We start from the raw sequence: 17,080 nt of genomic DNA on the forward strand, positions 1-17,080 counted from the left end.
TGCTCAAATAGACTGCTTTTTGTACTTGAGCAACCGCTCAAGAGTGACGCTATCAGAAAAAGAAACTATGTCTTCCTCAAAAACGATCCTGCCGGTTGCGGCTCCCCGCAGCGCTATTCTGACATTAAAAATGCTTGGCCGCCGCCATAGCCGTAAGCTATTCCTCACGCTGCTGCTGGTGGTGGCGGAAAACGTCATGTATCTGCTTTATCCGCTGCTGGCGGGCTTCGCTATCAACGCCATACTCTCCGGCAGGACCTGGCATGCGGTGCTCTATGCGGCGATGGTCTTTACCATGTGGGCCATCGGTGCAGCGCGGCGCAGTGTCGATACCCGGACTTTTGCCCGCATCTATGCTGAGCTGGCCGTGCCGGTGATTGTGGCACAGCGCAGCGAAAAACAGAGCGCGTCGACGATTGCTGCGCGGGTGGCGTTGTCTCGCGAGTTTGTCGACTTTTTCGAGAAGCATCTGCCGGTGCTGATTACTTCGCTGGCGTCGATGACCGGTGCGGCAGTGATGCTGCTGGCTATCGAGTTCTGGACCGGCGCAGGCTGTCTGGCGATCCTGCTGTTCTTCGCCTGTTTCCTGCCGGGATTTACCCGCAAGAACGATGCGCTGTTTGGCCGTCTTAACAACCGGCTGGAGAAAGAAGTGAGCTTTGTCAGCAACGCGAACGCCGCGTCACTGGGCCGCCACTATGGCGTGCTGGCCAGTCTGCGGATCCGCCTCTCGGATCGGGAAGCGTGCGGTTATCTGGCCATCGGTAGCGTGGCGGCACTGCTGTTTGCGGTCACTATCGCGCTAATGTCGGGCCGTGGCGGCACCAATGCGGGTCATATCTATTCGGTAATGACCTATATGTGGATGTTTGCCATGAGTCTGGATGATGGTCCTCAGTTGCTGGAGAAATATTCACAGCTCAAAGACATTGGCCGGCGGGTGAATACCGGTACGCACTGATTTTGACGATCTCTGCCACATTCCTGAAGCAACCGCCGGACTTTCCGGCGGCTGTTGAGATAAAGCGCCACAACACGGCAAAACTACGACCGCGTTGACCTCTTTGGTGCAGGATTAATAATCCAGTTCGCCCGGCGTAAATGCCCTGAATGCGTTATCGGACGGCGTATAGCCCAGCACCTCACGCGTCTGCGTCAGATCAAACCGTTTAAAGCGGTTATCGGAAATGCCGTAACCAATAAAGAAAGTGATCTTCTCCGCTTCGACAGCGCCGTTCAGCAGTCTGACGGCATCATCCGGACTCAGCCAGGCGCTGTAATCCCGCGCAGTGTGCTGGCTATTATCCAGTGCCGGTTCAAACGCCCCGATTCTCAGCGCCACGCAGCTCAGATCGTGCTGGCTGGCGTAGAAAGCGCAAAGTGCTTCCCCATAACATTTGGTGACGCCATACAGATTCGCAGGACAGACAGCCATGCCGGGATGTACCTGAATATCTGTCGGATAACCCTCGATAGTCTGCGCACTGCTGGCAAACACCAGACGACGACAGCGATGATCTGCGGCTGCCTTCAGTAACCAGGTGGTGGAGAGAATGTTTGCGGGCAGTAGATCGTCGAAGCTGGCCTGTGCATCAGGGATACCGGCGAGGTGGATAACGGTATCGACAGGTTCATCTGACAGTAAGTTCTCTGCCGCATCCGGTTGCGATAAATCCGCCGCGATAAACCGATGCGGGGCGGGGATCGCGTAGTCGGGCTGCCGCACATCCGTCAGGATAAAGCGGTAACGATCCTGGCTGGCTGCGAAGAAGGTCCGGCCGATGCGTCCGCTGGCGCCGGTAAGAAGGATCACTCTGGTCGTCATCTGCTGATTCCTGTTCAGTAACCTGTTAAATAAAGACGCGTTAATCGGTCAGTAAAGCAGACATCCCCGATCTAAGCCTGCCTGACCTCTCCGGATTGTAAGCTGGCTTAGCGCGATTCGCGCCAGACCCGCACAGTGGAAGCGTAATCCTGGAACAGCCTTAACTGTGCGTCAGATCACAAAATGGGTTGCTTAGCGCGGCCTCACTTTCTATAGTCAAGCCGCTTCATCCGGACGGGATAACGTTCTGCTTTCTCCCGCCGACTCACGTCAGCTTTTCAGTTCAGGTCATTGGGAATCCATTTTGTTAAGAAAAAATCATAAAACCGACGATGCCGGTTTTGTCCGCTGGGCATTACTCGCTCTGGCACTGGGCGGCTTTGGTATCGGAACCGGTGAGTTCATCATGATGGGCCTGCTGCCCGATGTTTCACGCTCTCTGACGATCACCGAACCGCAGGCGGGCAACGCTATCGCCAGTTACGCGCTGGGTGTGGTGGTGGGCGCACCGTTTATTGCCGTACTGGCAGCGCGGATGGCACGTAAATCGCTGCTGCTGATCCTGATGGCGCTGTTCAGCGTCGGCAATGTCGCCAGTGCGATGGCCGACAGCTATCACGGCCTGCTGGTGGCGCGCTTTCTGACCGGCCTGCCGCACGGGGCTTACTTTGGTGTTGCCTCACTGGTGGCAGCTTCACTGGTCCCGCTTGAACGGCGCGGTCGTGCGCTGGCGTCACTGATGCTGGGACTGACGGTGGCGACCCTGATTGGCGTACCGCTAGGCTCATGGATTGGGCAGCTATTCAGCTGGCACGTGGTGTTCACCTTTGTGGGCGCGGTTGGTCTCCTGACCTGCCTGCTGATTGGTCGCTACGTGCCTTACACGCCAGGCGATGCGGATGCACATCCGCTGCGTGAACTGGGTGCGCTGAAAAACACACAGGTGCTGCTGACCCTGCTGGTGGGCGCGGTAGGCTTTGGCGGCATGTTCGCGATCTTCAGTTATATCGCGCCAACGCTGATTAATATCACTGGCATCTCTCCTTCGCTGATCCCCTGGGCGATGGTGGCGTTTGGGCTGGGAATGATCATCGGTAATCTGGTGGGGGGCCGTCTGGCTGATGGCCCGGTGCTGAATATTATTGGCTGGACGCTGTTATGGAACGTGCTGGTGATGCTGGCCTTCCCGGTGCTGGTTCAGCATGTGGCCACCGGACTGCTGGCGACCTTCCTGATTGGCACCTGCTCGGTGCTGCTGCCGTCACTGCAGATTCGCCTGATGGATGTCGCCAATGAGTCGCAAACCCTGGCAGCCGCGATGAACCATTCAGCGCTGAACATCGCCAATGCGATGGGCGCGTATCTGGGTGGCCTGACCGTGTCGCTGGGCTATGGCTGGATCTCCACCGCGTGGGTGGGTGTTGCGCTGGGCGTGGCCGGTCTGATGGTGTTTGTGATGACGGCGCGCCATGCTGCGCGTCAGCAGACGCAACTGGCCTGATATAAAAGAAGAGGGCGCAGCGATACCGATTATCGCTGCGCTTAATGTGTACAGCGCCGACGTATAACTTTTCCGCAGTGATTAACCGCAAGGCTTTTTACTGGCTGACCGTTTAATGAAAATTATCATTCTGAAAGCGCGGGAATTTAAAAAGGCTTGAAAAATCAATAATGGCGTTCCGGACGTCTGGATGTTAAAATTAAATTAAAATAATGTTTGCTAAAGTCGTTAAGGGATGGCTTAATGGCGACCTCGGTTTGGAACACAGACCTTATCAAAGCAGTTTTAGTAAAGCAGTCCTCAGTGCAAGCGATATCACAAGATACCCTTATTCATGAGTCTCCTCCTAAAAGCCTGGTAAGTTACCTTCTGAAAGACAGGCCATCTTCGCCACTTAGTGGCTCATAAATTAAGGAATTATCGATGTCTAATAAAATGACTGGTTTAGTAAAATGGTTTGACGCGGGTAAAGGTTTCGGTTTTATCTCTCCTCAGGACGGCAGCAAAGATGTATTCGTACATTTCTCTGCAATCCAGAGCAACGACTATAAAACTCTGGACGAAGGCCAGCAGGTCGAATTCACTATTGAAAACGGCGCTAAAGGTCCTTCAGCGGCAAACGTAGTCCCTATGTAAGCCTCTGTTATCAATAACGCTTACAATCGCGATGACGGCAATAGCCCGAGCAGATAAGCCTGAATTGATAATAAAAAAACCCGCCTTGTGCGGGTTTTTTGCGTTTATGTCTGGCTGAAAACTTTCGCGAAGTTTTTGCCCACAACAGCGTTTCGCGCGGGCCAGTATCAGACTGAGCCTGTTCACCTTAAGCTTGCGATCAGCCATTGCCGCAATTCTGTCAGCTCCGCCTGTTGTGCCGGGAAATCGGCTATCAGCAGATTCAGGACCTGGTCCAGTGCATCGGGCCGGTATGTGACGTTCTGCATCCGCTGGGCCAGCGCTTCGAGCGGCGCGGGATTGAGGCTGTCGCTGAAAATCTGACAGCGGCTGATCACGCCGCGTTCGACATCGAAGTGAATCTCCACACCGCCCCAGATAAAACGCTGGTCCAGCAGATGCGAGAAGGCAGGTGCCTGACCGAAATTCCATGCCCAGCTACTCTGCTTTGCGAACTGCTCAGTGAATCCAGGCAGGTCGGGCAGGGCATCGGGAGAGATCATCTCCGGCTCACACTGCTCGCCGAAATGTGCAAAAAAGGCGTCTGTCACGGCTGAGCAGATCGCCTGATAGCTGATACCGGGCGTTAACTCCGTCAGATTAGCAACCCTGGCGCGCACTGACGTAATCCCTTTAGCCTGCAGTTTCTTCACATCAGGATTAAGGTAATCTGCCAGCCGGGAAAGATCGGCATCCATCAGAATAGTGCCGTGATGAAAACCGCGATCCGGCGTTTCACGATACGCAGACCCGGAGATTTTGCGCAGTCCGTCAGCGGTGTTCACCACTAAATCGTTACGGCCGGACGCTTCCGCCGGAACACCCAGCGCGTTCAGTGCGCGCAGGATAATGGCAGTTGAAACGCTTTTATCGTACTCCGGCTTGCCGGCCATAAAGGTAAAACAGCAGTTACCGAGGTCGTGAAACACCGCGCCACCGCCGCTGCTGCGACGCGCCAGACGGATGCCATCTTCCGTCATGCGCCGGGTATTGCACTCTTTCCACGGGTTCTGCGCCCGTCCAATCACCACCGTTTCCGCATTCCGCCACAGGAACAGCACCCGCTGGGTGGCAGGCATCTGCCGGAAAATGCACTCTTCGACCGCCAGATTAAACCAGGGATCATTGGATTCAGATAACAGTAAACGCAGCGTGGACATCAGTAACTCCCGATCCTTATGAGAAGCGGCCCGTAAAGCAGGCAGAACGCAGAGTCTACCAGCACGGACGCGGACTCACATGCCTCTTCATGCCGTGATGCTGCGGCAAAAAAAGATAAAATGCCGTCTGCGGCGCAATCACGGCAGATTGCTGTAGAACATTGTGCCAGTATATTGTCTGAGTCTGCTGATTTTACTGCTTATTTTCCCCGATGAGATTAAAAAACTTATGAACGCGTCCGCTGGCATCGCGATGAAAATCACAGCTGCGTTGAGCTCAACGCTGATGCTGGCCTGTGTAAAAGGGCTGGATGGCGCAATACCGGTCGGCGAAGTGATATTTTTCCGCTCGCTGCTGGCACTGGTTCCACTGCTCATCTGGCTACGCGTTCAGGGCAGCGTGCTGGAGGGCATCCGCACCCGTAATATTCGCGGGCATTTTGTGCGCGGGCTGGCCGGAACCGGTGGTCTCTATTTCAGCTACCTGTCGCTGCTCTATATTTCCCTGACCGACGCTACCGCGATTAACTATGCCGCACCGCTATTTACCGTGCTGCTGGCGGCATTGCTGCTGCGTGAAAAAGTGCGCCACCATCGCTGGGTGGCGGTCTTTACCGGTTTCAGCGGCATTCTGGTGATGTTTTCCGGGCATCTTTCGCTGACGCAGTCGGCAGCATTCTCGCTCTCCGCGTCGGCGGGCATTCTGCTGGCGCTGATGGCAGCCTTCTGTACCGCCTGTGCACTGGTCCAGATTCGGTTTCTTAACGGCAAAGAGAAACCGGGCGCCATCGCCTTCTGGTTCGCCGTCACCACAGCGATAACGTCGCTGGTCACGCTGCCGGGCGGCTGGAAAGTGCCGCACGGTAATCAGGTAGCGCTACTGATAGGATGCGGGCTGCTGGGCGGAATCACGCAGATTCTGATGACCCTGAGCCTGCGGTACGCAGAAGCCTCCCTGCTGGCTCCGTTCGACTACACCACGCTGCTCTGGTCCGTCGCGGTGGGGTATCTGTTGCTGGGTAACCTGCCGACTACCACCACGGTCATCGGTGCGGTTCTGGTGGTGTGCGGCGGCCTCTATTCAGTGCTGTATGAGCGCTACCGCTTTCGTAAAGCGCGGGTAGCGGATATTACGACCTGAGCAGAGCACGCATCAGAATGCTGAATAACAAAAGGATAATAACGTACAGTTAACAATTTGTGAGCGCGGCGAAAGAATGAACGGTTGTAATCGATTACTTTTAAATCCGGCATAAAGTAATCGATTACTTATTCGTGAGGTTCTCATGATTGCAACGGTGCAGGAGAGTGAAGGTCAGCGGGTGCAGCATAAGCTGCTGGTGCCGCGTCTTTCACTGATGATGTTTATGCAGTTCTTTATCTGGGGCAGCTGGTCGGTAACGCTGGGGCTGGTGATGACCCGTCACAATATGCCGTTGCTGATTGGGGATGCGTTTTCGGCCGGGCCTATCGCGTCGATTCTCTCACCGTTTGTGCTCGGTATGCTGGTGGATCGCTTCTTTCCCTCGCAGAAAGTGATGGCCGTCATGAATCTGGCGGGCGCAGCGATTCTCTGGTTCGTGCCGCAGGCACTGATCGCAGAGAACGGCGCGTTGCTGATCGCCCTGTTATTTGGCTATACGCTCTGCTTTATGCCGACGCTGGCGCTCTCGAATAACATCGCCTTTCACAGTCTCGCCAGCAGTGAGAAGAGTTTCCCCATCGTCAGGGTCTTCGGCACTATCGGCTGGATCGTGGCGGGGATCTTTATCGGCGTGACCGGCATTGCAGACAGCGTGGCGGTGTTCCAGCTGGCGGCACTCTGTTCAGTCCTGCTGGCCATTTATAGCCTGACGTTGCCTCACACACCGGCACCGGCTAAAGGTTTACCGTTAAAAGTCCGCGATCTCTTCTGCGCCGACGCCTTCGCCTTGCTGCGGCTGCGGCATTTCATGGTCTTTGCACTGTGTGCCACCCTGATCTCCATTCCACTTGGCACCTACTACGCGTTTACTGCTTCCTGGCTGGCGGATGCCGGTATCCGCGAAGTCAGCACGCTAATGTCACTGGGGCAGATGTCTGAAATTGCCTTCATGCTGATCATCCCGCTGCTATTTCGTCGCCTGGGTGTGAAGTACATGCTGCTGATTGGGATGACGGCGTGGTTTGTCCGCTATGCCCTGTTTGCGCTGGGCATGAGTGATGAGACGCGCACGCTGATCTACCTCGGCATTCTGCTACATGGCATCTGCTATGACTTCTTCTTCGTGGTGGGCTTCATCTATACCGATCGGATTGCCGGTGAAAAGGTAAAAGGGCAGGCGCAGAGCATGGTGGTGATGTTCACCTACGGCATCGGCATGCTGCTGGGATCGCAAATCTCTGGCGCGCTCTACAACCATCTGGTTGCAGGTAACGTCAGCGCGCAGAGCTGGGCACTCTTCTGGTGGATCCCCGCCGTTGCCGCCGCGCTGATCGCGATTATTTTCTTCTTCTCGTTTAAATATCGTGATGAGGCGGTAGCAAAAACAGGAGTTACTAATGAAAACAGTTAAGGGACCGGGCATCTTCCTGTCACAGTTCATCACCTCGCAGCCGCCATTTAATTCCCTGGCGGGTCTGGCGGAGTGGGCCGCCGCGCTGGGATACCGGGCGCTGCAGATCCCCTGTCACCAGCCCGCTATTTTCGACCTTGAACAGGCAGCGGTTAGCCAGACCTATTGCGATGAGGTACGGGGATTGCTGGCCGGTTTTGGGCTGGAGATCAGCGAGCTGTCTACCCATCTCGAAGGGCAACTGGTTGCCGTTAACCCCGCCTATGACATGGCTTTTGATAATTTTGCCCCAGCGGCATTGCGCGGCGATCCCGTCCGGCGCACTGACTGGGCTATCGCCACCCTGAAAAAGGCGGCCGCGGCCTCTGAGAAGTTAGGTTTGCGCGCCCACGCCACCTTTTCCGGCTCACTCGCCTGGCCCTGGTTCTATCCCTGGCCGCCGCATCATGAAGCGCTGTTTGATGAGGCGTTTGCTGAGCTGGCAAGGCGCTGGCTACCGGTGATGGATGTATTTGACCAGCATGGCATTGACCTCTGCTATGAGATTCATCCCGGCGAAGACCTGCATGACGGTGTCACGTTTGAGCGTTTTCTGGCGGAGGTGAATCACCATCCGCGCTGCAATATTCTGTTCGACCCCAGCCATCTGCTGTTGCAACACATCGACTATCTGCAGTTTATCGACCTCTACCATCCGCGTATCAAAGCCTTTCACGTTAAGGATGCTGAATATCAGCTTAACGGACGCAGCGGCGTCTATGGCGGTTATCAGCCCTGGCTGGCACGGACCGGACGCTTTCGCTCGCCGGGCGATGGCCAGATCGACTTTGGTCGTATTTTCAGCAAGCTGGCACAGTATGACTATGATGGCTGGGCGGTGCTGGAGTGGGAGTGCTGCCTGAAAGAGGGCGAAACCGGGGCGCGTGAAGGTGCAGAGTTTATCCGTCGCCATATTATTCCCGTGGCTGACCGCGCGTTTGATGATTTTGCTTTAGCAGAGAACGCCCCATCGATACGCCACCAGCTGGGGCTGGATCGCGACGTCTGAGGTGGCCATGTGGATTCAGCGGATGAGCGGTGAGTCGGCTTTACACGCATTAAAACAGAAGGATCGTTATGTCTGTTCAGAAAATCGCCCGGATGGCGGGTGTTTCAGTTGCTACGGTTTCCCGGGTGTTGAATAACAGCGACAGCGTAAAACCAGCTAATCGCCAGAAAGTCCTGGCGGCCATCGAAGAAAGCCATTATCAGCCTAACCTGCTGGCACGCCAGCTACGCACGGCGCGCAGCGCGATGATTCTGGTGCTGGTTTCAGATATCTCCAACCCGTTCTGCGCCGAAGTGGTTAAAGGCATAGAGGCGCACGCCGAGAAAAATGGCTATCGCATCCTGCTGTGCAACTCGGGCGCGGAGATAGAACGTTCGCGATCCAGTCTGCAACTGCTTTCCGGCAAAATGGTGGATGGCATCATTACGATGGATGCCTTCAGCAAGCTGCCGGAGCTGAGCCAGCTGATAGGCGCGGCCCCCTGGGTTCAGTGTGCCGAACATGATGACACCGGGCAGGTCTCCTGCGTCGGTATTGATGATGACGTCGCTGCGCAGTCAGTGGTGCAGTTCCTTGCGGCACGGGGACGGCAGCGCATCGCGTTAATTAATCACGACCTCGGCTATCGATATGCCCGACTGCGTCAGCAGGGCTATACCCGCCAGATCAAAGAACAGCACCTGACCTGGGAGGCGATTGCCTACGCCAGCGAGTTAAGCTTTAGCGCCGGAAAAGCGGCGATGGAGCAGTTGCTGGCGGACAAAACCATTCCTGATGCGGTGTTTGCCGTGTCTGATACGCTTGCCGCTGGCGCCATGACGGCAATTCAGCAGGCGGGGTTGCGGATACCTGACGATATCGGCGTAGTAGGGTTTGACGGCAGCGAACTGGCTGAAATGGTATCGCCGCCACTGACCACCCTGGCGCAACCCTCAAAGGAAATAGGTCGCCGGGCCTGTGAACTGGTGTTGCAGAAAATCACCCGGCCCGATGCGCCTTCACAATGTGTGATCATGCAGGGTGAGCTGGTGGTGCGGTGCAGCAGCTGAAAGCATGACCCGCCAGCCTTTTCCCAATTTAACGACGCCTCTATTGTCCACTAAAAAGCGACAGTGATTGCCCGTTCACACCATTGTGTGACTCTCTTGTTTACTTATATGCTGTTTCCATCGAAGGGCATTCGCACTTCCCGAATCAACGAAGGGGCAGAATATGATTGAGCAAAGATTGTCAGAGCAACGCGGTGTGGGCGATCACGGCTGGCTGAATTCACGTCACACCTTCTCTTTTGCAAACTACTGGGACCCAAAACAGGCGGGCTTCTCTGATCTGCTGGTGATCAACGATGATCGCGTCGCTAAAGGGCGTGGTTTTGGTGCTCATCCGCACAGCAACATGGAGATTATCTCTTATGTGCTGGAAGGCGCGCTGGAGCACAAAGACTCAATGGGCACCGGCTCGGTGATTGTTCCCGGCGACGTGCAGTTGATGAGTGCGGGCAGTGGTGTGACCCACAGTGAGTTTAACCACTCTGGTACTGAGGGCGTGCATTTCCTGCAGATTTGGGTAGTTCCTGCTGAGAAGAACACGCCGCCAGGCTACCAGCAGATCTCCGTCACCGAAGCGGATAAACGCGGTAATTTGCGACTGATTATTTCGCCGGAAGGTGAAAACGGGGCATTACGGGTACGCCAGGATATTCGCATCTATGCGGGACTGTTCCAGGGCGATGAGCAGCAGACGATCACGCTGCCGGACGACCGCTATGCGTATATTCATGTGGCGCGCGGCAGTGTCAGGGTAAATGGCCTGCAATTTAATGCCGGAGACGGTGCGCGGGTTCGCAATGAGAAAACGCTGTCGTTCAGTCACGGTGAAGGAGCGGAGGTGTTGTTATTCGATCTGCGTCCCAACGAAGTGAATCATCCAACCCGTTAAAATGAAAACTGCGCGGCTTTCACCGCGCAGTTTTTTTTGCATCACTGCGCGTTAAGAAACGCCAGCAGATCCTGGTTCAGTTGATCCTGATGCGTCACCGCGAAACCATGCGGCGCATTGTCATAAACCTTGAGTTCAGCACCCTCAATCATCTCCGCCGCCACTTTGCCGGTGGATTCAAACGGCACGATCTGGTCGTTGCTGCCATGGATCACCAGCGTTGGCACATTGACTTTCGCTACGTCGGCACGGAAATCGGTTTCCGCAAACGCGGTAACGCAGTCCACGGTACTTTTTAGCGAAGCCAGCAACGCGATATTCAGCGTCTGCGTCATCACGCCATCTGAAACAGTCTGCCCGGCGTTGGTGCCGTAGAACGGCGTGGCGAACTCTTTGATAAACTGCGCGCGATCTTTGAGCAGGCCATCACGAATCCCCTCGAATACCGACATATCGACACCCTGCGGGTAGTCTGCCGTTTTGCCAAAGATAGGCGTAACGGCACCGAGCAGCACCAGCGCCGCGACGCGATCGCTGCCGTAGCTGCCGATGTAGCGCGTAACGTCGCCGCCACCCATGGAGAAGCCCACCAGCGTCACGTTCTGCAGGTCAAGATGGGTGATCAAATCGTTAATATCTGAAGCAAAGGTATCGTAGTTATTGCCGGTCCAGGGCTGGTCAGAGCGGCCAAAGCCACGACGGTCAAACGCAATCACCCGATAGCCGTTATCGGCCAGGAATTTCATCTGGCTGTCCCACATGTCGGCATCCAGCGGCCAGCCGTGGCTGAATAATACAGGCTTACCGGTTCCCCAGTCCTTGAAGTAAATCTGTGTGCCGTCGGTCGTTTTAAAAGTGCTCATAGTATTGCCCTCTGTATGACGTGATAGATGAGAAGTTGGTACTGCGCCAGTTACACTGGCGCCACCAGATAGCGTACCTCGGGTGAGCGTTCGCCCTGATGAAAAGCGAAAACCCGCCGCTCTATTTTTTTGTCGTTGATGGTGTAGCGCTCTTTCTGACGCAGATGTTCGACCCAGGAACCGACCACAAACGTTTCAACGAAAATGCCGGGCTGCAGAATATCTTCATACAGTGACCAGTTGATGGCGCCACCGCGGCGTCTGACCCGCCGCATATCCTGCATGCAGACTGTAAAAGCATGTACATCATCAATAGTAATCCGGTATTCGTAATTCACCATAACCGGCCCGCGTTCGTGACGAATATCCAGCGCAGGCGCATTGACGCCGTCACCAATCATATCGAGATTGAGATCGGGATCCTGATCGAGCCGCCAGCGCCAGACGGTACTGCTGGCCAGTACCATGCCCAGCGCGGCGATGCAGAGCGACAGCGGAATGCCGAAGTGCGAGGCGAGCTGTCCCCAGAGGGCGCTGCCTGCGGTCATCGAACCAAAGAACACCGTCAGATAAACCGCCAGCGCACGCGCTTTCACCCACTTCGCGGCGCTGCGCTGTGCGCCAAGATTCAGCGTCGACAGCACCGCGATCCAGGCAAAGCCGGTGAAGAACTCAAACGCATTCAGCAGCCAGAAGTGCCGCACAAAGGCCAGCGCCAGCATAGTCAGGGCAAAGATCAGACTGGCAAGCACCATCAGGCGATCGGAACTCAGGCGACGACGCAGACGCGGCAGCAGGACGGCGCCGGTTATCGCGCCGACACCGATGCAGGCCAGCATAATGCCGTAGCCGCCAGGGCCGAGGCCGAGTTCACGACGCGCCACCAATGGCAGCAAAGCCCAGCCTGCGCTGCCAAACAGGAAGAACGCGAAGGTCCGCACAAGCACGTTACGCAACACTGGTGCCGCATGCACATAGCGCAGGCCGGCACGCACCGCCGGGAAGAAGTGCTCGGGCGGGAGGCGCTGCACGCTGGGTTCTGCTTTCCAGCGCCAGAGCACCCAGGTCACGCCCAGCACGGACAACGCATTGAGCAGGAAAACCATCCAGGGCCCGGTGAATGAGAGGATCAGGCCGCCCAGCGCCGGACCGATGGCGCGACTGATATTAATGCCGAGCGAGTTAAGGGCAATGGCTGGACCCAGTTCCTGTTTAGTCACCAGATCCGGCACGATCGCCTGGAAGGGCGGCGAACTCATGGCGGCACCCGCGCTCAGCAAAAAGGCAGCGCCCAGCAGTACTTCAGGGGTTACATGGCCGGTCCAGGCCAGCACCGTCAGCCCGGCCGCGGCGATAAAGGTCCAGAGCTGGGAAAACAGCAGATATTTGCGGCGGTCAACGATATCCGCCATTACGCCTGAGGGCAGCGCGAACAGAAACATCGGCAGGCTGCTGGCCGCCTGCACCAGCGCCACGGCCAGCGGGTCGGCACTCAGCGTCAGCATGCTCCAGTTCACACCCACATCGTTCATCCATGAACCGATATTGGAGACGACGGTGGCGATCCACAGCATGCGGAACACCGGCTGACGCAGCGGCTGTAGCGGTGAAACCTCACCCGTGGGCGTTGCCGCAGGCTGTTCCTGCTCGAGCTGGTGGATATCATTAACCTGTGCCATGACGAACCCCCTGATGTTTCACCGCGCCGATTCGCCAGCCGCCAGGCCCGGTCAGCGCCAGCGTGGTAAAGATAATGAGCAGCAGCCAGCCGAACTGGCCTTCCGCCAGTGACCAGCCAGGGTGTACCACCAGCATCGCGACCAGTAGCACCGCGATGATCGGCAGGCAGGCAATCCGGCTACCCCAGCCGAGAATAATAAAGATCGGGCAGATGACTTCTGCCACTATCGCTGGCAGCAGGCTCATCATCGGTCCCAGACCAAACGGGTCTTCTATACGCGTCAGTTCTTCGCTGAAATGCAGAATTTTCGGCAGCCCATGCACCTGCAACAGCAGCAGGCTGCCGGTCAGGCGCAGGAAGAACAGCCCCGCATTGATACGGGGCGACAGATCCCTAGCGTTATTCATGATTAAAACGCGAAGCAGCTGCAGCCGAGCGCGCCCCAGAAGGCGTTATCTTCGGCGACCGGTACACTGGAACCCCGGGCGATCTCATGCGAGTGTTGATGAACCCCGCACGGGCCGCTGCAGTGGTGGAAGGCGGGCATCATGCCTGCACGGCTCTGCACAACTGGCGGGGCGCTGCGATAGTGACCCGGCACGTTTACCACTGGCGACCACTCAGGCAGGACCGGAATCGCGGGCGGTGCATCCGCGCTGAACGAACCGGCGGCATAGACAATATTGCCATCCACCACCGTCAGCACCGACTCAATGCCTTTAATTTCCTCTTCCGGCACGCTGAAGAAATCTTTGCTCAGCACGGCCAGATCCGCCAGAAGACCTACCTGAATCCGACCTTTTTTATTTTGTTCGCTGGAGAACCAGGCGCTGCCCTGTGTCCAGAGCATCAGCGCCGTTTCACGGTCAAGGCGGGCATTGACGTCATACATCTGCATGCCGCCCACGGTGCGACCAGAAACCAGCCAGTAGAGCGCGGTCCAGGGGTTGTAGCTGGCGACGCGGGTTGCGTCGGTGCCGAGTCCGACCGGGACGCCGGTTTCCAGCATTTTCTGTACCGGCGGGGTGTGGCGGGTGGCTTCAATGCCGTAGCGTTCAGCAAAGTATTCGCCCTGGAATGCCATGCGATGCTGCACCGCAATGCCACCGCCCAGCGCTTTGATACGATCGATATTGCGCTGAGTGACCGTTTCCGCGTGGTCAAAGAACCAGTGCAGACCATTAAACGGGATATCGCGGTTGACCTTCTCAAAGACATCCAGCATCCGGCTGATCGACTCGTCATAAGTTGCATGCAGACGGAAAGGCCAGCGATGTTCCACCAGATGACGCACCACGCGCTCCAGTTCATCCTCCATGCCAGGCGCTAAGTCCGGACGTGGCTCCAGAAAATCTTCGAAGTCGGCGGCCGAGAACACCAGCATTTCGCCTGCGCCGTTGTGACGGAAATAGTCGCTGCCCAGGCCTGGCGTCAGCATGTCCGTCCACTTCTCAAAATCTTCCAGTTCATGACCCGGACGCTGCGTGAAGAGGTTGTAGGCGATACGCAGCGTCATCTGCTTTTTCTGATGCAGTTCAGCGATCACTTCGTAATCTTCGGGATAGTTCTGGAAGCCACCGCCCGCATCAATGGCGCTGGTCAGGCCCAGTCGATTCAGCTCGCGCATAAACTGGCGGGTCGAGTTGATCTGCTGTTCCAGCGGCAGTTTCGGGCCTTTCGCCAGCGTGGCGTAGAGGATCATCGCATTGGGACGGGCGATCAGCAGACCGGTGGGATTACCGTTACTGTCTCGCTGGATTTCACCACCCGGCGGGTTCGGCGTCTCTTTGGTATAGCCGACGACTTTCAGTGCGGCGCGGTTGAGCAGGGCGCGGTCATAAAGATGCAGCACGAAGACTGGCGTATCGGGGGCAGCCTCGTTGATCTCATCCAGTGTCGGCATCCGGCGCTCGGCAAACTGGAACTCGGTCCAGCCGCCTACCACACGCACCCACTGCGGTGACGGCGTGCGCAGCGCCTGCTCTTTCAGCATCCGCAGCGCATCGGCAACCGACGGAACGCCTTCCCATCGCAGTTCAAGGTTGTAGTTCAGACCACCACGAATCAGGTGCAGGTGTGAATCGTTCAGGCCCGGCACGGCGGTGTGACCTTTCAGATCGATCACTTTGGTGCCGTCACAGTGATACTCCATTGCCTCTGCCAGCGTACCTACCGCAACAAATTTGCCATCACGAATTGCCACGGCTTCTGCGACCGGATTGCTGCGGTCAACAGTATGAAATTTGCCATGGGTCAGTATCAGTTCTGCTTTACCCAGCGTAACCATAGATCCTCCTCAACGGGGTTGTCCGACTCAGCGCGGGACAGGAAGTGCCGCAATAAGCAGGGCACGAATAAGCCGGATTATGGTGAGCGGGCTGATGGGTCGTCTAGTTATACAGAGGGATACCTATACCTTCGTATAGTTATACGCAGAGATAATAGTTTGCCGTGTCACCTCGCCCTACACTGCGACCAGACAAGTCAGCAGCAGGATTAATAAACCTGTCCTGACCGTCTTTTTGCTCCGCGCCAGTTGGCGGAAATTCCGTTACTTAACCTCTATGGGTGAACGCATGTCCAACGCAAAGCTTGAAGTCCTCACGCCACATAACAGCCAGATTATCTTCATCGACCAGCAGCCGCAGATGGCCTTTGGCGTGCAGTCGATTGACCGTCAGGTGCTGAAAAACAACACCGTTGCGCTGGCGAAGGCGGCAAAAGTCTTCAACATCCCGACCATCATCACCACGGTCGAAACCGAAAGCTTCTCGGGTCACACTTATCCGGAACTGCTGGATGTCTTTCCTGGTCAGGACATTCTGGAGCGCAGCTCAATGAACTCCTGGGATGACCAGAAAGTGCGTGACGCGCTGGCAGCGAACGGCAAGAAAAAAGTGGTGGTGTCCGGTCTCTGGACGGAAGTGTGCAACAATAGCTTTGCCCTGTGCGCGATGCTGGAAGGCGACTACGAAATCTATATGGTGGCCGACGCGTCAGGCGGCACCACCAAAGAAGCGCACGACTACGCAATGCAGCGCATGATTCAGGCGGGTGTCGTGCCGGTGACCTGGCAACAGGTGATGCTGGAGTGGCAGCGTGACTGGGCTAACCGTGACACTTACGATGCGGTGATGAATATTGCCAAAGAGCATTCAGGTGCCTATGGCATTGGTGTGGATTACGCCTACACCATGGTGCATAAAGCGCCATCACGTCAGAAAAGCGAACACCGTACTCTGGCACCGGTTCACGCGCCGGTCCGCTAAGGGTCGCTCTGCTGATCGGCACGCGCTGCCGGTCAGCAGACGGGCAGCACAGGAGTCCGGTCATGAATCCTTTACTTCTTTCCCTGGCAGCAGGGGTGTTGATTGGCCTGTTTTATGGCCTGCTTAAAGTACGTTCACCCGCTCCGCCCGCGATTGCGCTGGTGGGCCTGCTGGGAATGTTACTGGGCGGGGCGCTGATGCAGGCGGTTATTCCAGCAGCGCATGCGACCGTCCTTCAGCCGCTCAACGCTCAGCCTGAAACATACCTGTTGCGGACAAGCTGAACATGTTGAAATCCTACATCATTTCTCTCGCGGTGGGCCTGCTTGCCGGGGTAATCTATGCGCTGATTAACGTCAACTCTCCGGCTCCGCCGATTATTGCACTGGTGGGGCTGTTCGGCATGCTGGTGGGGGAACAGATCATTCGGCTGGCTAAGCGTCTGCTTCGCCGTCAGCCGGTGACGCTGAAGTGGTTTCGCCATGAGTGTGTGCCAAAAATCAGTGGGACATCGCCACCCGATGGCGATAACACCCCTTAAATCCTCGCGTACCGCTCAGTGAGG

General features: G+C 56.5%; 17 protein-coding genes. 11 read left to right on the forward strand and 6 right to left on the reverse strand.

Annotated features, from left to right (window positions below):
- Positions 1–67: 67 nt before the first annotated feature.
- The gene (locus tag N1689_RS08005) at positions 68–961 is read left to right on the forward strand and encodes an ABC transporter six-transmembrane domain-containing protein (protein WP_161734564.1); all 894 of its coding nucleotides are present in this window, start codon (positions 68–70) and stop codon (positions 959–961) included.
- A 114-nt stretch (positions 962–1,075) separates the two neighbouring features.
- Here N1689_RS08005 and N1689_RS08010 read toward each other — a convergent pair whose 3' ends face one another.
- Entirely contained in the window at positions 1,076–1,825 is a 750-nt protein-coding gene (locus N1689_RS08010) for an NAD(P)-dependent oxidoreductase (protein ID WP_260058495.1), read from the reverse strand.
- Positions 1,826–2,129: 304 nt separating this feature from the next.
- Here N1689_RS08010 and N1689_RS08015 point away from each other — a divergent pair, with 304 nt between their 5' ends.
- A complete protein-coding gene (locus tag N1689_RS08015) occupies positions 2,130–3,326 on the forward strand; it encodes an MFS transporter (RefSeq protein WP_260058496.1) in 1,197 nt (398 codons plus the stop codon).
- Between the two features lie 423 nt (positions 3,327–3,749).
- Entirely contained in the window at positions 3,750–3,962 is a 213-nt protein-coding gene (cspA, locus tag N1689_RS08020) for an RNA chaperone/antiterminator CspA (protein WP_003855207.1), read from the forward strand.
- Positions 3,963–4,144: 182 nt separating this feature from the next.
- Here the strand turns inward: cspA and N1689_RS08025 are convergent, their stop codons facing one another.
- Positions 4,145–5,161: a lipoate--protein ligase A gene (locus N1689_RS08025; RefSeq protein WP_260058498.1), complete on the reverse strand. Its 1,017-nt coding sequence runs from the start codon at positions 5,159–5,161 to the stop codon at positions 4,145–4,147.
- A 229-nt stretch (positions 5,162–5,390) separates the two neighbouring features.
- Here N1689_RS08025 and N1689_RS08030 point away from each other — a divergent pair, with 229 nt between their 5' ends.
- From N1689_RS08030 to N1689_RS08050, 5 genes are all read left to right on the forward strand, one after another.
- The gene (locus N1689_RS08030; protein WP_222925858.1) at positions 5,391–6,302 is read left to right on the forward strand and encodes a DMT family transporter; all 912 of its coding nucleotides are present in this window, start codon (positions 5,391–5,393) and stop codon (positions 6,300–6,302) included.
- 145 nt (positions 6,303–6,447) lie between these two features.
- Entirely contained in the window at positions 6,448–7,716 is a 1,269-nt protein-coding gene (locus N1689_RS08035) for an MFS transporter (protein ID WP_253418252.1), read from the forward strand.
- On the forward strand, positions 7,703–8,764 hold the full coding sequence (locus N1689_RS08040) for a sugar phosphate isomerase/epimerase (RefSeq protein WP_260058501.1): 1,062 nt from the start codon (positions 7,703–7,705) through the stop codon (positions 8,762–8,764). Before N1689_RS08035 ends, N1689_RS08040 begins: the two co-directional genes overlap by 14 nt.
- 68 nt (positions 8,765–8,832) lie before the next feature.
- Positions 8,833–9,813 carry a LacI family DNA-binding transcriptional regulator gene (locus tag N1689_RS08045; protein WP_260058503.1) on the forward strand — a complete coding sequence of 327 codons (981 nt, stop codon included), beginning with the start codon at positions 8,833–8,835 and terminating at the stop codon, positions 9,811–9,813.
- 163 nt (positions 9,814–9,976) lie between these two features.
- Entirely contained in the window at positions 9,977–10,702 is a 726-nt protein-coding gene (locus tag N1689_RS08050; RefSeq protein WP_161734580.1) for a pirin family protein, read from the forward strand.
- Positions 10,703–10,743: 41 nt separating this feature from the next.
- Here the strand turns inward: N1689_RS08050 and N1689_RS08055 are convergent, their stop codons facing one another.
- From N1689_RS08055 to N1689_RS08070, 4 genes are read right to left on the reverse strand one after another with little or no spacing between them, the layout of a single operon-like run.
- The gene (locus tag N1689_RS08055) at positions 10,744–11,565 is read right to left on the reverse strand and encodes an alpha/beta fold hydrolase (RefSeq protein WP_161734582.1); all 822 of its coding nucleotides are present in this window, start codon (positions 11,563–11,565) and stop codon (positions 10,744–10,746) included.
- A gap of 50 nt (positions 11,566–11,615) precedes the next feature.
- Positions 11,616–13,244, reverse strand: a complete 1,629-nt coding sequence (locus N1689_RS08060) for an MFS transporter (RefSeq protein ID WP_260058506.1) — start codon at positions 13,242–13,244, stop codon at positions 11,616–11,618.
- Positions 13,231–13,653, reverse strand: a complete 423-nt coding sequence (locus N1689_RS08065) for a DoxX family protein (RefSeq protein ID WP_161734587.1) — start codon at positions 13,651–13,653, stop codon at positions 13,231–13,233. Before N1689_RS08065 ends, N1689_RS08060 begins: the two co-directional genes overlap by 14 nt.
- A 2-nt stretch (positions 13,654–13,655) precedes the next feature.
- A complete protein-coding gene (locus N1689_RS08070; protein ID WP_260058507.1) occupies positions 13,656–15,533 on the reverse strand; it encodes an amidohydrolase in 1,878 nt (625 codons plus the stop codon).
- Positions 15,534–15,822: 289 nt separating this feature from the next.
- On the opposite strand from N1689_RS08070, the gene N1689_RS08075 reads away from it, so the two are divergent.
- The 3 genes from N1689_RS08075 to N1689_RS08085 all read left to right on the forward strand — a co-directional run bounded on the left by N1689_RS08075 (position 15,823) and on the right by N1689_RS08085 (position 17,056).
- Positions 15,823–16,515 (forward strand): hydrolase, encoded by a 693-nt coding sequence (locus N1689_RS08075; RefSeq protein ID WP_010670331.1) that lies wholly within the window; start codon positions 15,823–15,825, stop codon positions 16,513–16,515.
- Between the two features lie 62 nt (positions 16,516–16,577).
- Entirely contained in the window at positions 16,578–16,799 is a 222-nt protein-coding gene (locus N1689_RS08080) for a DUF1427 family protein (protein WP_161734592.1), read from the forward strand.
- Between the two features lie 2 nt (positions 16,800–16,801).
- On the forward strand, positions 16,802–17,056 hold the full coding sequence (locus N1689_RS08085; protein ID WP_260058508.1) for a XapX domain-containing protein: 255 nt from the start codon (positions 16,802–16,804) through the stop codon (positions 17,054–17,056).
- Positions 17,057–17,080: the final 24 nt, after the last annotated feature.

Origin of the sequence: Pantoea sp. XY16 (assembly GCF_025153065.1) — a bacterium.
GTDB lineage: Bacteria > Pseudomonadota > Gammaproteobacteria > Enterobacterales > Enterobacteriaceae > Pantoea > Pantoea alfalfae.

What these genes read in the sequence shown, in the direction of transcription:
- N1689_RS08030 (WP_222925858.1), top strand. Translation starts at nt 5,391, where the DNA reads ATGAACGCGTCCGCTGGCATCGCGATGAAAATCACAGCTGCGTTGAGC.
- N1689_RS08050 (WP_161734580.1), top strand. Translation starts at nt 9,977, where the DNA reads ATGATTGAGCAAAGATTGTCAGAGCAACGCGGTGTGGGCGATCACGGC.
- N1689_RS08075 (WP_010670331.1), top strand. Translation starts at nt 15,823, where the DNA reads ATGTCCAACGCAAAGCTTGAAGTCCTCACGCCACATAACAGCCAGATT.
- N1689_RS08040 (WP_260058501.1), top strand. Translation starts at nt 7,703, where the DNA reads ATGAAAACAGTTAAGGGACCGGGCATCTTCCTGTCACAGTTCATCACC.
- N1689_RS08080 (WP_161734592.1), top strand. Translation starts at nt 16,578, where the DNA reads ATGAATCCTTTACTTCTTTCCCTGGCAGCAGGGGTGTTGATTGGCCTG.
- cspA (WP_003855207.1), top strand. Translation starts at nt 3,750, where the DNA reads ATGTCTAATAAAATGACTGGTTTAGTAAAATGGTTTGACGCGGGTAAA.
- N1689_RS08045 (WP_260058503.1), top strand. Translation starts at nt 8,833, where the DNA reads ATGTCTGTTCAGAAAATCGCCCGGATGGCGGGTGTTTCAGTTGCTACG.
- N1689_RS08005 (WP_161734564.1), top strand. Translation starts at nt 68, where the DNA reads ATGTCTTCCTCAAAAACGATCCTGCCGGTTGCGGCTCCCCGCAGCGCT.
- N1689_RS08035 (WP_253418252.1), top strand. Translation starts at nt 6,448, where the DNA reads ATGATTGCAACGGTGCAGGAGAGTGAAGGTCAGCGGGTGCAGCATAAG.
- N1689_RS08060 (WP_260058506.1), bottom strand. Translation starts at nt 13,244, where the DNA reads ATGGCACAGGTTAATGATATCCACCAGCTCGAGCAGGAACAGCCTGCG.
- N1689_RS08065 (WP_161734587.1), bottom strand. Translation starts at nt 13,653, where the DNA reads ATGAATAACGCTAGGGATCTGTCGCCCCGTATCAATGCGGGGCTGTTC.
- N1689_RS08055 (WP_161734582.1), bottom strand. Translation starts at nt 11,565, where the DNA reads ATGAGCACTTTTAAAACGACCGACGGCACACAGATTTACTTCAAGGAC.
- N1689_RS08070 (WP_260058507.1), bottom strand. Translation starts at nt 15,533, where the DNA reads ATGGTTACGCTGGGTAAAGCAGAACTGATACTGACCCATGGCAAATTT.
- N1689_RS08010 (WP_260058495.1), bottom strand. Translation starts at nt 1,825, where the DNA reads ATGACGACCAGAGTGATCCTTCTTACCGGCGCCAGCGGACGCATCGGC.
- N1689_RS08025 (WP_260058498.1), bottom strand. Translation starts at nt 5,161, where the DNA reads ATGTCCACGCTGCGTTTACTGTTATCTGAATCCAATGATCCCTGGTTT.
- N1689_RS08085 (WP_260058508.1), top strand. Translation starts at nt 16,802, where the DNA reads ATGTTGAAATCCTACATCATTTCTCTCGCGGTGGGCCTGCTTGCCGGG.